Origin of the sequence: Kocuria turfanensis (assembly GCF_001580365.1) — a bacterium.
Lineage (GTDB): Bacteria > Actinomycetota > Actinomycetes > Actinomycetales > Micrococcaceae > Kocuria > Kocuria turfanensis.
In genome coordinates, this window is the sequence record NZ_CP014481.1 from 23901 (window position 1) to 37350 (window position 13450).

The 13450-nt window shown below is 68.3% G+C and carries 16 protein-coding genes and 1 pseudogene; 10 read left to right on the plus strand and 7 right to left on the minus strand.

The features are described 5' to 3' along the window. Nucleotides 1-296: 296 nt before the first annotated feature. The 6 genes from AYX06_RS20615 to AYX06_RS17185 all read left to right on the plus strand — a co-directional run bounded on the left by AYX06_RS20615 (nt 297) and on the right by AYX06_RS17185 (nt 3103). Entirely contained in the window at nt 297-545 is a 249-nt protein-coding gene (locus AYX06_RS20615; RefSeq protein ID WP_058858390.1) for an ANTAR domain-containing protein, read from the plus strand. A 177-nt stretch (nt 546-722) separates the two neighbouring features. After that, nucleotides 723-1085, plus strand: coding sequence for a hypothetical protein (locus AYX06_RS17165; protein ID WP_062737169.1), 363 nt, complete (start codon nt 723-725; stop codon nt 1083-1085). After that, the gene (locus tag AYX06_RS17170; RefSeq protein WP_058858388.1) at nt 1082-1342 is read left to right on the plus strand and encodes a hypothetical protein; all 261 of its coding nucleotides are present in this window, start codon (nt 1082-1084) and stop codon (nt 1340-1342) included. Before AYX06_RS17165 ends, AYX06_RS17170 begins: the two co-directional genes overlap by 4 nt. A 370-nt stretch (nt 1343-1712) precedes the next feature. Next, the gene (locus AYX06_RS17175; protein ID WP_058859808.1) at nt 1713-2096 is read left to right on the plus strand and encodes a low affinity iron permease family protein; all 384 of its coding nucleotides are present in this window, start codon (nt 1713-1715) and stop codon (nt 2094-2096) included. A gap of 206 nt (nt 2097-2302) precedes the next feature. After that, nucleotides 2303-2770 carry a hypothetical protein gene (locus tag AYX06_RS17180; RefSeq protein ID WP_062737170.1) on the plus strand — a complete coding sequence of 156 codons (468 nt, stop codon included), beginning with the start codon at nt 2303-2305 and terminating at the stop codon, nt 2768-2770. 30 nt (nt 2771-2800) lie between these two features. Continuing rightward, complete coding sequence (locus tag AYX06_RS17185) at nt 2801-3103, plus strand: DUF4193 domain-containing protein (RefSeq protein WP_058858386.1); 303 nt, start codon at nt 2801-2803, stop codon at nt 3101-3103. A 92-nt stretch (nt 3104-3195) separates the two neighbouring features. Here AYX06_RS17185 and AYX06_RS17190 read toward each other — a convergent pair whose 3' ends face one another. The 6 genes from AYX06_RS17190 to AYX06_RS17215 all read right to left on the minus strand — a co-directional run bounded on the left by AYX06_RS17190 (nt 3196) and on the right by AYX06_RS17215 (nt 9322). Continuing rightward, nucleotides 3196-5721, minus strand: coding sequence for a PHD finger domain-containing protein (locus AYX06_RS17190; RefSeq protein ID WP_147017866.1), 2526 nt, complete (start codon nt 5719-5721; stop codon nt 3196-3198). Further along, nucleotides 5714-6031, minus strand: coding sequence for a helix-turn-helix domain-containing protein (locus tag AYX06_RS17195; RefSeq protein WP_058859807.1), 318 nt, complete (start codon nt 6029-6031; stop codon nt 5714-5716). Before AYX06_RS17195 ends, AYX06_RS17190 begins: the two co-directional genes overlap by 8 nt. 35 nt (nt 6032-6066) lie before the next feature. Next, the gene (locus tag AYX06_RS17200) at nt 6067-7197 is read right to left on the minus strand and encodes a tyrosine-type recombinase/integrase (protein ID WP_062737172.1); all 1131 of its coding nucleotides are present in this window, start codon (nt 7195-7197) and stop codon (nt 6067-6069) included. A 156-nt stretch (nt 7198-7353) separates the two neighbouring features. After that, nucleotides 7354-7779 carry a LexA family protein gene (locus tag AYX06_RS17205; RefSeq protein WP_062737173.1) on the minus strand — a complete coding sequence of 142 codons (426 nt, stop codon included), beginning with the start codon at nt 7777-7779 and terminating at the stop codon, nt 7354-7356. A 235-nt stretch (nt 7780-8014) separates the two neighbouring features. Next, on the minus strand, nt 8015-8881 hold the full coding sequence (locus AYX06_RS17210; RefSeq protein WP_062737174.1) for an alpha/beta fold hydrolase: 867 nt from the start codon (nt 8879-8881) through the stop codon (nt 8015-8017). Between the two features lie 33 nt (nt 8882-8914). Then, entirely contained in the window at nt 8915-9322 is a 408-nt protein-coding gene (locus AYX06_RS17215; RefSeq protein WP_062737175.1) for a hypothetical protein, read from the minus strand. Between the two features lie 152 nt (nt 9323-9474). On the opposite strand from AYX06_RS17215, the gene AYX06_RS17220 reads away from it, so the two are divergent. The 4 genes and pseudogenes from AYX06_RS17220 (at nt 9475) to AYX06_RS17230 (ending at nt 11427) form a co-directional block, all read left to right on the plus strand. Further along, nucleotides 9475-9942 carry a LysR family transcriptional regulator gene (locus tag AYX06_RS17220; RefSeq protein WP_084271796.1) on the plus strand — a complete coding sequence of 156 codons (468 nt, stop codon included), beginning with the start codon at nt 9475-9477 and terminating at the stop codon, nt 9940-9942. Between the two features lie 66 nt (nt 9943-10008). Beyond that, a partial coding sequence (locus tag AYX06_RS20620) for a helix-turn-helix domain-containing protein (protein WP_407927999.1) occupies nt 10009-10155 on the plus strand: 147 nt, incomplete at its 3' end. A 1-nt stretch (nt 10156) separates the two neighbouring features. Next, a pseudogene (locus AYX06_RS17225) lies at nt 10157-10837 on the plus strand (integrase core domain-containing protein); the annotation flags it as partial. Between the two features lie 56 nt (nt 10838-10893). Further along, nucleotides 10894-11427 (plus strand): LysR substrate-binding domain-containing protein, encoded by a 534-nt coding sequence (locus tag AYX06_RS17230; protein WP_232319478.1) that lies wholly within the window; start codon nt 10894-10896, stop codon nt 11425-11427. Between the two features lie 1127 nt (nt 11428-12554). Here AYX06_RS17230 and AYX06_RS17235 read toward each other — a convergent pair. Next, nucleotides 12555-13448: a hypothetical protein gene (locus AYX06_RS17235; RefSeq protein ID WP_062737177.1), complete on the minus strand. Its 894-nt coding sequence runs from the start codon at nt 13446-13448 to the stop codon at nt 12555-12557. Between the last annotated feature and the right edge of the window lie 2 nt (nt 13449-13450).

Sequence of the window (13450 nt, forward strand, 5' to 3'; positions counted from 1 at the left end):
CGGGCCGAGGCGCTGGATGAGATCCAGTACCACTACGTCGACGGGTCGTGTCTGACGGGGCGCAGGAACACCGGGTGGTCTGCATTTCCGCTACCCGCACCGGCCCGAGGTGGCCGGCCTACGGGGCCGCCGCCGCGGCCAACGGCATCCGCTCCGCTCTGGGCGTGCCCCTGGAGCTGGGGTGAGGCCACCGCGGGCCTGGACGTCTACGCCGACCGCCCCGACGCCTTGACGCGGCAACCCGGGAGGTCATCCAGCGCCAGGTCGCCGAGGCCTCCACCATTCTGCGCCTGGCCGTGCGCCTGGCTGTGCGCCTGGCCCGCCACCACGACACCGAAGCGGACCTGCAGGCGGCCATGGCCTCGCGGACCACCATCGACCTGGCCGTGGGCATCGTCATGGGCCAGAACCGCTGCACCCAGGAGAAGACCTTCGAGATCCTGCGGGCGGCCTCCAGCCACCGCAACGTCAAGCTGCGCGAGCTGGTCGCCGACCTCGTCGCCCAGGTCGGCAAGGGACCGGCCAGCACCCACTTCGAGGCCTGACCGTCTGCCCGTGCCCACCGGCTGTGCCGCGGCACCGCCGGTGGGCCCGACAGGGCCGCTTCGGTCACCTGCTCGGACACGGGGCCTGACTGGAAGCCGGTTGCTGTACCACTTATTGTTGAAGGGTGGTCAAGCAGTCGGCCGCGCCACCGTTCGTGTACGCCGAAAGCTGCTGTTGTGAATCACAAGCTCTCCGTGACCGTCCAGGTCGATCTGGACGGCGAGTACGTCCGCGTCCTCGCCACCGGGTGCCTCACCGAGGCCAGCCAGCGCGCCCTGCACCCGCTGATCCGCCGGGCCCGCATCCTGACTCCCGGCATCCACGTCACCGTCGACCTGTCCGGGGCCCACCACATCGAGGCGACCGGGATGGAGCTGCTGCGCCGCGCCCTCGAGGACACCGACTCCGCCGGTAGCCGCCCAGTGGCCCTGGTGGTCCCGGACGTGTTGCCCCACCACCGGATCACCGTCTCACCGGAAAGTCGGGTGACGCCCGACAGCTCCGCCGGCACGGGCCCGGCCCGGAAGGTGGCGGCATGAGCCCGACCGCCTCTGCCCCCACCGAGGGTGCCACCAGCACCTGTTTGGGGCCGGACTGTGCTTTCCCGGCTGATCTGAGCGCTCTGTCCCTGATCGAGCTGCACGTGTTGCACAGCCAGATCTGCCGTCAGCTCGACCGGGAGTACCTCACCACCCCGGAGGGGGCTCACCCGTTCACCCTGGACCGCCATCAGGAGGTCCTTGCCGAGCTCGACGCCCGCGAGAGCGCCCTCGCCTCCACCGCACCCGTCCATTGACGCCCCGCCCCGGGTCCCCGGGCCACCACACCTGCGGCGCGCGTGGTCGTGGCGGACCAGCCACACCGGGGTCGAGCAGCGGCTGATCGCCCTGGCCAGCGGCACCCCGCTCGGGCCGGCGACGTCGTCGCGCGGCTGCCAGAGCTCCTCCGCCCGGTGCTGGCCGAGTACGGCCAGCAGGAGCAGGTCGAAGTGGTGGTGGCCGACATCCTGCGTGATGGCTGCGGGGTGTGGCATCAACGCGAAGCCACGCGACCGGCCACAGCTTGGGAGACATCGCACGCAGGGTGCTGGCCCTCATCCACCACGCCCCAGAGGGAAAGTCGACGACCCTCACCGCTTGAAGCGGATCATGAACCGGAAGGACACCATGCCCACCACCTCGAAGACCGACAGTCACCCGGGTCACTTCGCCCGGTTCACCACCGCTGCCGCCAACGCCCTGGGCCGGCCCGGGATGTTCCTGCTGGCCGCGGCGCTCATCGTCGCCTGGGCGGTGAGCGGGCCGTTCCTGGACTTCTCCGACACCTGGCAGCTGATCATCAACACCCTCACCACCCTGATCACGTTCCTGATGGTGTTCATCATCCAGAACACCCAGAACCGCGACAGCGCCGCCGTGCACCTCAAACTCGACGTCATCATGCGCCAGCTCGACGTCAAGGACCCCACCCTCTACGACGCGGAGAACCGCAGCGAGGAAGAACTCGAGCGCGAGGATGCGCTCATCACCCCGACCGCGCCCCGGCCGTGATTTGCTGCCGCCTGACCGACACCGGCCGGTGACACCCCGGCCGCCCCGGCATCCACCCTTGTCAACGGCAGGTTCAAAGGTACTCGTCGGTTAGGGAAATGTGGGCACGCTCCAGCAGATCCCCTTGTGATCCCCGGGGGACCTCCCTCGCGTGGACAGGCGCCGGCAGGTCGTCGGTGATCGTGCACGCGATGAAGGGTGCCCCTATGGATCACCAGCTCTCGGTGCTTGTCCAGGTCGACCTCGACGGCCGCTATGTGTGTCTGCTCGTCACCGGATGCCTGACCGAGGCCAGCCAGCAGGCCCTGTCCCCCGTGGTGGCACGGGCCCGGACGTTGCTCCCGCCGGTGATCGTCAGCGTCGATCTCACCTCCGCCGCCCATGTGGAGGCCCCCGCGGTGGATTTGCTGCGCTGGGCGCTTGACCACGACGAGTGCCCGCACGAGGTCACCAGCCCGGTGCAGATTCTCACCCCTGCCGAGCTGCCCGATCACCGTCCCGCCCCCGCCTGGTCCCCGTCCTCGGCAGCCCCGTGGCCGGCTGTGAGCCTGAGCGCGGTGCCCGAGATGGCTTCATCGGTGCGCCTACTCTCGACGTCCCCGGGGGAACCAGCCAAACCCGTGGTCGCAGGCCACCCTCGGCGGCGCGGTCGTACACACCGGGCACGTCAGTGACCACCGCCGTGACCGTAGGGAGGAAACCCCGTGGCCACCGATTACGACGCTCCCCGCACAGCCCCTGAGGACGAGCCGGTCCGCGAATCGCTGGAGGAGATCCGCGCCCAACGCAACGCAACCGCCCAAACTCCGATCCTCGAAGACGACGACGACACTGCCGAGAGCATCGACCTGCCCGACGCGGACCTCATCGAGGAAAATCTGACCATCCAGGTCATTCCCGAGCGAGAGAACGAATTCGTCTGCGCCTCCTGCTTCCTGGTTCACCACCGCAGCCAGCTCGCTCGTGAGGGCCCAGGCGCCAAGTACTGCACCGATTGCGACACCTGACGCGCAGGCGGCGGTCCCACGAACACGGATGACGAGTTCGCCCACCCGGCGGTGAACCAAACGACGCCGCGGATCACTCCGGCTTGCGACGCTCAGGGCTGCGCTGTGCTGGATGCCGAGGGAAGCACGGTTCGCAGCACTGCGGTTGGGCTCTCTTCGGCGGCGAGCAGCAGTCCGGCGTAGTGAGCGTTGCTGGCGGCGACGGTACTGCGCCAGCGCACGGCGGTGGCCAGGTGCATGCCAATGAGGTCGGCGAGCACGGGTGGTGGCAGCTGTTGGGACAGGGTGGTCAGCGCCCCGGTCCGGGCCGGAGCCACCAGGACACCGGCGGCGGCCAGCCGTCGCACCAGAGCGGCCGCCGACAAGGGTGTCCCTGGTTGGGCGCCCGGGTACAGCCAGTGGTGGTCGCGGGCGGGGGCCAGCATCCGGCGTGCGGTGCGGTCCGCCGCGGCCCCTGTAGCCAACTCGGCCAGGGGGACGGGCAACAGCAGCGGCTCCGGTCCCACCGTGACCTCAACCGTCCCGCCGGTGGACTGGATATCGCACAGGCGGATCCGGGTGATCTGGGCCGGGCGGATGCCGAAAACCAGCACCAGGGCGGCAGCCAGCTTCGTCCCCGGCCCGATGGCCTCGCGCTCCAGGACGTCATCCAGGACCTGGCGTCGGTGGTCATCGCTGAGTCCTCCGGCCAGCAGGTACGTCCTGGGCGGGCGGGTGATCTCCAGGGGCTGGCTGCGGCCGTTGATGTGGGCCCAGGTGAGGAAGCCGCCCACGAGGTATCTTTCGGCGCCGGTAGTGGCCCAGTGGTCCAGGTCGGCCTGATCCAGGGTCGCCAGAGTCTTGCCCCGGTGCCGGGCCCAGGCGAGCAGTTCAATCACGATCCGCAGCTCGCGCCGGCGGCTGGTGACCAGCGGACCGGACAGGGGTTCCGTACGGCTCCTGAGATCGCGCAGGTGCTTCCAGGTGGCGAACTGGAGGAACGCCTGCCGCTCACCCGGGTCCTCGATCAGTTGGGCGGCGGTGGGGATCCACGCCTGGAACCGGGCCAGCGGCAGATTGCGAGCGGGCAGCAGGCCGTGCTCGACCAGCAGCGCCCGCACCGCCCGGGTCGTGTACTCGGGCCCCAGCTCGTCGAGGGCCTCGTGATCGAGCAGCTCCGGGGTGGCCAACACCGTGCGTAGCAGTTCCACGGCGCGGTGGCGGTGGAAGGCATTGCGGATGGTGCCGGGGTTCCCGGTCTGGAGGTCGGTGAGCATCGTGCGGGCGGACCCGTTGCTGGCGAGCAGTTCGGGGGGGAACAAGGTGGCGAGCTGGTCATCGGCGGTGCACCGGTCGCACAGCCCGGTGCGTTTCAGCTTGGCGTGGCGGCCGCAGCGGGTGCAGTCGCGGAAGCTGACCGGGTGGCGCGGGTAGCAGTATTCGCACAGGGGCGCCCCCTTCACCCGTCCCACGACGCGCCGGTGTCGGTGGCAGACGCTGCAGGGCTCGAGGATGTGGTGGCAGCTGTGGCAGATCGGGGCCCCGTGCTCATCCCGGGTGGCGACGACCCGCTCCTGGCCGCACCGGGAGCATGTCTCCCTCCGCTTGCGGCACTTCTCGCACATCGCGTCCGGGGTGCCGGGGAACCGGCACGGTCTGGTCTGCCCGCACCGGGTGCAAGTGTCCATCTGGGCGTTGAGCCGGCACGGGGCGCAGACGGGTCCGGCGGGGCCGCGGTAGACGATGTGCTGGTGGGTGCCGCACTGGGTGCAGGTGTCTGAGGCATCCGGGAGGGCCTTCGCGCACCCCTGGCACAGCCGGGCCTCGTCGGTCATCCGTCGGGCGATCGGGGCCGTACGCCCACATCCGTCGCACGGTTGGGATCGCAGTGCGGTGTAGCACCGGGAGCAGCAGCGCAGACCTTCATAGACGTTGGTCAGCGGCCGGTGCTGCCCGCAGTGCCCGCAGCACGCCGGCGGCAACTCGGGTGCCTGGTGGGTCAGCTGATCGTAGAGGACACCGAAGAGGGCCGACCCCCGGGCAGGGGCTGCGAACCAGTCCGCTCCGTAGTCGGCGACCTCCAGGGCCAAGCGCAACCGGCGCCCGGGGACGGCGGGAAGCTGGGCGAAGATCCCCGCCAGGACCGCAGGATCCAGGGAGGGGATCAGGCCGTGGGCGGCCGCGACGAAGATCGCCGGTGCTTGCCCGTACATGCCCCGCCAGCAGGTCCCGCAGTAGTCGACGTCCCCAACGCAGGAGGCGAGCTGACGCTCTCGTCGACAGCAATGACAGATGATGGCCCTGGTGCCGGCCCGCTTCTTGCACGTGGAGCAGACCCGGTGCCCGTCGAGGCGTTCGGGCAACATCCGCTCGAGACCACAGCCGGCGCAGCGCGGCAGACGCACCGAGGTGGCACCGGCCTCGAGCAGGGCGGCGATGACGCGCTGCAGCAGGGTCGGCATCGCATTGGTCCCCGAGGTCAACAGCCCCGGGTCCGCCTGAAGCTGACCCAGCAGCCGGGTCCCGGAGGGGGGCCGCACGACGATGACGGCCAGGATCTCCCGGAGGCGGTCGGCGGGTACACCGGCCTCCACCATGCTGATCACCTCGGTGAGAGACCGCCCCGGGTGCTCAACCATCGCTGGGAGGCACGATCTGGGCCCGCTTGGGCCGGGCCCCGGAGGCGCGCAACGCATCAGCCGAGCCCTCGGGCGACCCCGCCTCGGTGCCGGTGCGGGTGCGAGTGGTGGCCGCGCCGAGATCGACGCGGGTGATGAGATCATCGGCGGTGCAGCCGAAGATGTCCATCAGGGCCACCAGCACGTGCAGACTCAGCCGTTCCGGTTTCTCCGCCGCCAGCCGGTAGACCTGGCTGGCCGACAGATGGATACCCCTCGCTTCCAGTTCCGGGATGAGCTTGGTGGTACTGAACATCCCCGCAGCCGCCATCACCTGCCGCAGCTTCCACTCATAGCCGATGACCTTCACTGTCTCTGCCCTCCCGGGGTCGTGGGCAGCACGGCCCGGATCGCGTCGTGGAGCATCTTGTTCTTGAAGTCCCCGCTCACGGCCGTGTAAAGCGCGGTGGTGGACTGGTAGACGTGACCGGCCTGTTCCTGGACGAAGCGGGGGTCCACCCCGTCCTCGATCAGATGGGTCACGTAGCTGTGGCGCAGACAGTGCGGGGACAGGTCCGGATCCAGGCCGAGCTCATCGCGGTAGAACCCGAACCGGTCCGCGACGTCACGGGCCTGCAGCCGGGTCCCGCGCTCGGTCAACCACAGCGCATTAGAGGCCGCACTGGAAGCGCTCTTCACGACCAGGGGACGGACGTGGGTGATGTAGTCGACCACGGCCTCCACCGCCCAGTCGAAGAGGGAGACGACCGAGCGGCGTTTGGGCGCACCACCCCGGGAGGCCTTCCCGAAGCGGACCTGCAGCACCCCGTAGTCACCGAACTGGGCAGCGTGCGGGTTACGGTAGAAATCGGTGACATCCAGATGCGCGGCCTCATTGGCGCGCAAGCCCCAGGCGTAGACCACCTTCAGCAGCGTCGCGTCGCGATAGGCGATCACCGCGCCCTTGCGCCCGGCATCCAGCCGGGCCGCCACCTCGGCATCGGCTCGATCGAACAACTTCTGCAGCTCATCCCGGCTCAACGGCCGACGCCCCGGGCGCCCCTCGTAGCCCTGCAGGTGCTGGGCGGTGTTCTCCTCGTGACAGATCTGGCTCGGGGGCTCACCGAAGCGCCCTTCGCACTGGGCGACCCACCCGTAGTGCTCCGAGCACAGATAGGCGCAGAAAGAACGCACCGCGTACTGGTAGGAGCGGATGGTGGTGGGGGCCAGCGCCCGGGTGCTGACCCGGTCGGTCATCCACTCATCGAACAACTGCGGACTCCACCGCCACGGCCACTCGTTGGTGCTGGCCTGGAACCGCCGCACCGTGGACACCACCGCGGCCACGGACCGCCGCTGAAGTCCACGCCCGCCGATCATCTGCGCCGACCACCCCTGGACCATGGCCTCGAAGACGGCTTCTTCCTCCTGCAGAAAGGTCACACCAGGGGCCAGCACCAAGGAGGCCGCCCCCTGCGGCACTTCGGCCTTCACCATCAGAACCCCATCACCAAATGGGCGAATCATGCATCTAATGCAGAGACTATCCGAGAGCCTTCTGCATGACGAGGGGTTCACCGGATCGGATAGACACCCTGATGTCAAACGTCGGCACTGTCACCAGGCGAAATCGTGCATCTGATGCAACTTCGTTCATCTGACGTGGCGGATGCCGTAGACCACCACACCCCAGACCACCAGTTCCGACAGGGACGGAACCTCGACGTCGGGGTAGGCCGGGTTCTCCGGGTGCAGTACCACCCGGTCGGGGTAGACGTGGAGGGTTTTGATGGTGAAGTCCCCGTCCAGCACCGCGATCACCACATTGCCGTCCCGCGGGGTCAGTGACCGGTCCACGAGGACCTCGTCGCCGGAGTAGATCCCGATGCCTTCCATGGAGTCCCCGGTGACGCGGAAGAGATAGGTGGAGGTCACATCGCGGATCAGAACCTCGTTGAGGTCGATCCTCCCGTCGTCGAAGCTGTCCTGGGCGGGGGAGGGGAACCCGGCCGGGACCCGGACCAGGACCGCGTTCACCAGCACCGGGTCGTCAATGGTCAGCGGTACTGGTGGTCTCATGCAACCACAATAGAACACACGTTCGATATTTGAATTCTCAAACTCGCTATATACGTATATATCTACGGTTGTCCCGTGCTGATGCTCCGGATTCTGGCCGGTGGACCGGACATGCCAAGGACCCGTCCTCGGTGGGAGCGGGACGGGTCCTTGGGTTGGTTTACCCCTGGTGGATGTTGGGGTTCCGGCAGGTGAAGGGTGGCTTCGTCTGTCGGTGGCCGCGGTAGGGCCAGGCTCAGGAGCTGACGGAGGCCCCCTTCTTGGTCTTGATCGCTTCCAGGGCCTGCTTGAGGTAGCCGGCGAACACGGGGTAGTTCTCGCTCATCGGGAAGTGGCCGATCTCCTTCATCTCGATGAAGTCCGCATTGCGGATCTGTGAGGCCGTGCGCGCCCCGTCCTCGGGGGTGGTGAGGTAGTCGTACTCGCCAGTGAGCATCACCACCGCGCACTGATCGGTGTCAATGTCTCCGAGCTTGCCGCGCAGATCGTGGTCCACGGAGTAGAAGTGCAAATCCCCCTTGAAGGCCTCCGAGCCCTGGGTGTAGTAGAACCAGGTCTTCCACCGATCGGCATCCGGGGACTGCGGGGCCATCAGATCCCACGTTCCACTGGCGCAGACCTGGGCGGCGTTGGCGTGCGGGTGCTGCCACCAGTCCAGGTAGAAGCCCGGGGAGTAGTCCGCCCCCTCCACCGGGATGACCGCGGCGAAGCGGTCCGGGCGCCGGTAGGCCAGCTGCAGGGCGATGTTACCGCCGAAGGAGGAACCCATGAAGATCGGGTTCTCCAACTCCAGGGCATCGCACAGCGCGAGAATGAAGTTGGCGTAGTGATCGGCGGTGAGCTTGTACTCCTCGGTCCACCATGCCGTGTTCTCCGGCGGGTCGGACTTGCCGTGCCGGGGCAGGTCATAGGCGATGACCCGGTAGTTGGCGGTGATCTCCTCGTCCTCGAGCAGATCCCGCCACTGGTGGTTGTGGCAGCCGGCGGTGTGCTGACAGATCAGCGGCTGACCGGTGCCGTTCTCGAGGTAGAAGACCTTGTACTCCAAGCCGTCGACCTCGACGGTGACGTAGTGGCCGGTGACAGGTGAGATGCGAGCCATGAGAGTTCTCCTTTTCCAGGCGGTGCAGAGGAGTCAGACGGGGACGCCGACGGTGCGCAGCAGTTCGATCTGACGGGTGATACAGCGCAGGTTCTGCATCAGCACCAGCACATCCCCTTCCAGGCGCATGTCGCGCTGGAAGGACGCCGACCAGATGCCGTGGAACATCGGCGCCGGCATCTCCACCCCGAACTCCCGCCAGGTGGCGGCACTGGCACGGATGGCGAACTGGTACGGGGCACCCAAGGGGCCAGGATCGATGCTGATCTCAGCGACACGCCCGGCGTTCATCCGCACCACGACGGTGTGGTCGTCCATGTCCAGCAGATAGGAACAGGTGAAGTACTTCCCGTGCGCCTGGATCTCCGGATCCTGGTCATTGGCAGTGCGAAAGGCCTCGGCCCATTGCTGGGTGGAGGTGGTCTCGGTGGTGGCAGTCATGTCATGGTCCTTCCCGGTGGTCTCGGGCTTTCCGTGGCGATTGGCCACTCCTATTGGATCGTGGTCTGAGTCACAGGGCTATGACCGGTGTGCTATGCCGCAATAGGACACGACTATTGGCTCGGTGCCGGGGTGGTCTATACCGTGAGGACATGCAGCCACCCTTCGAGCTGCGTGTCCTGCGGTACTTCGTCGCTGTCGCCGAAGAGCTGCACTTCGGGCGCGCCGCTGCTCGGCTTCACATCGCCCAACCGTCCTTGAGCGTGCAGATCCGCAACCTCGAGCACTCCATGGGCGCCCCGTTGCTGTTCCGTTCCAGTCGCGGAGCCAGTCTCACCCCGGCCGGGGAGGTCCTCCTGGACCATGCCCGGGCTCTCTTGGCCGCAGCCAATGTCGCAGCTGAAGCCACCCGTGCCGCCGCGCAAGGGATGGGACAGAAGCTCGTGGTGGGCTTCCAGGCCAACGCCGCAGCCGAGCTGACCCCAAAAGTGCTGGCCGCCTTCCGGCAGGAGCATCCTGAGATCCAGGTGCAGATGCGGTCTTACCCCTTCGCCGACCCCACCGCCGGCCTAGCTGTTGTGGGGCATGAGGTTCTTGCCGCGGGTGTGCCGGTGAGATGAGGAACGGGCTCCTCGCCACAGGATGGAAGTTCCTACACCGTCCGTCCGCAGCAAGAGAGCCCGTTCATGCCCCACATTAATGCACCTTTGACCCCGACCGGCCGGCTGCGCATGGTCCGCCGTCACCTCGAGGACGGGATCCCGAAGGCCCATGTGGCCGCCGAGTTCCGGGTCAGCCGCCCCACGGTGGCGACCTGGGTGGCCCGCTATCTCNTGGCTGGCCCGCCTGGGCATCTCCCGGCTGCGCGACCTCACCCCGGCGGGGGACGACCTGCGACGCCCACCCCAGCGGATCCGTGCCGCCTGGCCCGGGCACATGGTCCACCTGGACGTGAAGAAGGTCGGGCGGATCCCCGACGGCGGCGGCTGGCGCGCCCACGGCCGCGGCAGCGCCGAGGCCAAGCAGTCCAAGCGCGGGCCCGGGGCGAAGGTCGGCTACACCTACCTGCACTCGGCCGTGGACGGCTTCTCGAGGCTGGCCTACACCGAGGCCCTGGCCGACGAGAAGGCGGTGACGACGATCGGGTTCTTCTGCCGGGCAAGAGCCTTCTTCTCCGCCCACGGGATCCAGAGGATCCACCGAGTCGTCACGGACAACGGCGCCAACTACAAGGCCCGCGACTTCACCCGGTGCGTGGAGGCCCTCGCCGGCCGGCACCAGCGCATCAAGCCCTATACGCCCCGGCACAACGGCAAGGTCGAGCGGTACAACCGACTGCTGGCCGACGAGGTCCTCTACGCCCGCCCCTATTCCAGTGAGCAGGACCGCCGGGACGCGATCGGGGTCTGGGTGAACCACTTCAACTACCATCGGCCCCACACCGCCTGCGGCGATCAGCCCCCGGCCTCACGCACCCCGGCCCGCGCCAATAACGTCATGCCCTCTTACACCTAGCCGATGGCAGCACCGGTGTAGCCTTCATCCGCCCGCCAGTCCCACACACCGACGGTCTGCAGGTCGAAGAGTTGTTTACGGAACCGCGCGTGCTGGTGATGCCGAAGTCCTTCCGCCTCGCCTCCCGACCCATGGTGTTCGTCGATGAAGTCCTGGAAGAACCCTTCATTGCCCGCCATGCCCCAGAGATCTGGCGAGACTTCTGGCTGGCCACCGACGCCCGAGGCGGACAACCCGCACGGATCGGCGCCGACGTGACAACCGTTGACGAGTGTTTCGAAGCCATCCTCAGCCACCAGGGCATCGCCTTCACCCAGACCTCCACCCAACGCTTCTACAACTGGCCCGGCCTGACGTTCGTCCCGGTCGCCGATCTTCCGCCCTCGACCGTGAGCATCGCCTGGCGTGAAGACACCGTCAGCCCTGCCGCACGAGCCTTCATCACCACCGCGCACACGATCGCCGCCTGCACCCCAGTGCCCGAGACCCTCACTTCCAGCAACCCCCACGACCACACCACGGCCATCCCGCTGTTGGCTCCGAGCTCACGGCCGGCAACATCTGAGCCGGTCGCCGCACATCAGCCTTGATCCGCCGACGTTGATTCCTCTGGGGACCGGAGCAGCAGCGCCGGTGAGGGCCCGGCACTCAGCGCAGCCACCGGCGGCCCCGCGGACCCCACCCCGGCGGGGTCGCGGCGGCAGGAAAGACGACGGGCCCTGCTCATGGGGGGGATGACAGGGCCCGCGTGGGTCCCCACCAGCGGTGAGGACACCGACGACCGCGCCGCACCCCGACCTGAAGGGGGGTCAGCCGAGGGGCACAGATCGACCCTGACGACATTACCGCCAGTCACAGCGCACATGACGCCTCGACACCCCGCAACGCAGACGGCACCCGGCACCGGATGGGCAGCGTCGAAGCGGTCCTGGGCCGGATAGGAGAACCCGGGCCGGAACCCGGACCAGGACCCCTCCAGCGGATGCTGGTGCGTGGCCCGGACACGCCGAAAAGGCCACCGAGGACGAGGAGCTGTCCGGCTGACCGGCGATGAGCTGGAGACCCCTCCACTGACGGAAGCCTCGGTCGCACCCCAGGGGGAGTGGGGGAGCAGCCCTCGGTGCCCGGGGTTGCCCGCATGCCGTACGCGCCCCGGGACAGAGCATGGTGTGGTGGTGGTGCTCGAGTGCTGTACCGTCCGGCGAGGCGCGATTCAGTGTGACCGGTGCAACATTTCGCATATTGTTGCCGCTGGTCAGGCCATGGTTCATGGTGGGGGCAGAGGACGAACGGGGCTCGCCGTGGGGGCAGGTTCCATCGTCGTCAGGCCCCAGACTGGCGCCGCGCACAGCAGACAACGGTGTCCTGTGGGCGGGTACGACCAGCAGTCTGCTTCAAGGGGTGAGTGTTGGAGGCGGTACAGGCCGGGGGGCCGTGTACCGCCTCCAGCCACATCTGGGTCACTGCGGGCACCAGCACCGGGGACCACCGACGTCGCAGGCAATGGCCGCCCTCCGGCAGAGCCCGGATCAGGTCTAAGGATCGTGCTGCGGCCACCTCGGGAGCACCCGCCCTGGACGTGACCGAATACGAGGTCGGTCACACCGACCTGCCAGGACCCCCGGGCAGGTGGCCTGGACGGCTCCCCGCTGCAGCCCGGTGCGGACGGTGCGGCGCACCCCCGGCCACGCGGTGGACCGGGCGGGACCAGCCGGGGTCAGCGGTCGAAGGGAAGATAAATCCTCAGCCACCCGCTCACCCACCGCTGCAGGTCCTCGGGATCCCACCCCGGGGCGTTCGCTTCCAGGGCATCGGTTGCTGTCCGGTCGACCGCGGTGACGCCGTCCTGGGCGGCCAACTCGGTGGCCAGCCGGGCCACCAGCCCGGGGTGCTGGCCGGCAATGTCGGCGCGCACCCCGACATCGAAGCCGGTCGGGGCGGCGACCACCAACACCGGTGGATCCACCATCAGCGGTGGGTGCTCATCGTGCAGGGCGGCGATCATCGCCGCCGCGTACTCGGCCAGCTCGTTCTCCCCCAGTGAGGGTTCCCCGCGTTTGAGCCGTAGCATCCCGGCCATCGGCAAGGTCGGCACGAAGATCTGCTGCCCACCCCCGAGCAGCACCGGATGCTGGTGCAGATGATGCCGTGGGTCTCCCGGGGAACCCAGGCCCCACGCCGCAGTCGGGGCGCCGAGGATCATCACCTGGGCCAGATAGGAGACCAGGCCGTCCAGCAGCACGAACATCGTTGCCGAGGGCACATGCATGCTGGTCACGGTGTGCCTCGCCCAGGACGACCACCTCTCCCGCGGCTCCACCGCATCCTCCACCGTGGGATCCGCGGCCAACTCCGCCCGCCGACCGGTGATCCACGCCCACAGCGGAGTCAACGATGCCGCGGTGCCATCCAGGGCCGCCTCCGGGTCCATGCCCTGAGCAGCGAGTTCGGCGCGCAACCGCTGCAGGGCCGGAACCCGCTCAGACAGGAACTCCTCCAGAGCGGCCTCGGCCTGGGCGGGGCTCATTCGCCGGTAGTGCGTCATCGGCATGGTCCCCACCGTAACCAGCACCAGAGCGGGACCGATCGATTCCGACCAAGATGACAGCATGC

What these genes read in the sequence shown, in the direction of transcription:
- AYX06_RS17175 (WP_058859808.1), top strand. Translation starts at nt 1,713, where the DNA reads ATGCCCACCACCTCGAAGACCGACAGTCACCCGGGTCACTTCGCCCGG.
- AYX06_RS17235 (WP_062737177.1), bottom strand. Translation starts at nt 13,448, where the DNA reads ATGCTGTCATCTTGGTCGGAATCGATCGGTCCCGCTCTGGTGCTGGTT.
- AYX06_RS17170 (WP_058858388.1), top strand. Translation starts at nt 1,082, where the DNA reads ATGAGCCCGACCGCCTCTGCCCCCACCGAGGGTGCCACCAGCACCTGT.
- AYX06_RS17190 (WP_147017866.1), bottom strand. Translation starts at nt 5,721, where the DNA reads ATGGTTGAGCACCCGGGGCGGTCTCTCACCGAGGTGATCAGCATGGTG.
- AYX06_RS17180 (WP_062737170.1), top strand. Translation starts at nt 2,303, where the DNA reads ATGGATCACCAGCTCTCGGTGCTTGTCCAGGTCGACCTCGACGGCCGC.
- AYX06_RS17205 (WP_062737173.1), bottom strand. Translation starts at nt 7,779, where the DNA reads ATGAGACCACCAGTACCGCTGACCATTGACGACCCGGTGCTGGTGAAC.
- AYX06_RS17215 (WP_062737175.1), bottom strand. Translation starts at nt 9,322, where the DNA reads ATGACTGCCACCACCGAGACCACCTCCACCCAGCAATGGGCCGAGGCC.
- AYX06_RS17200 (WP_062737172.1), bottom strand. Translation starts at nt 7,197, where the DNA reads ATGGTGAAGGCCGAAGTGCCGCAGGGGGCGGCCTCCTTGGTGCTGGCC.
- AYX06_RS17220 (WP_084271796.1), top strand. Translation starts at nt 9,475, where the DNA reads ATGCAGCCACCCTTCGAGCTGCGTGTCCTGCGGTACTTCGTCGCTGTC.
- AYX06_RS17195 (WP_058859807.1), bottom strand. Translation starts at nt 6,031, where the DNA reads ATGGCGGCTGCGGGGATGTTCAGTACCACCAAGCTCATCCCGGAACTG.
- AYX06_RS17210 (WP_062737174.1), bottom strand. Translation starts at nt 8,881, where the DNA reads ATGGCTCGCATCTCACCTGTCACCGGCCACTACGTCACCGTCGAGGTC.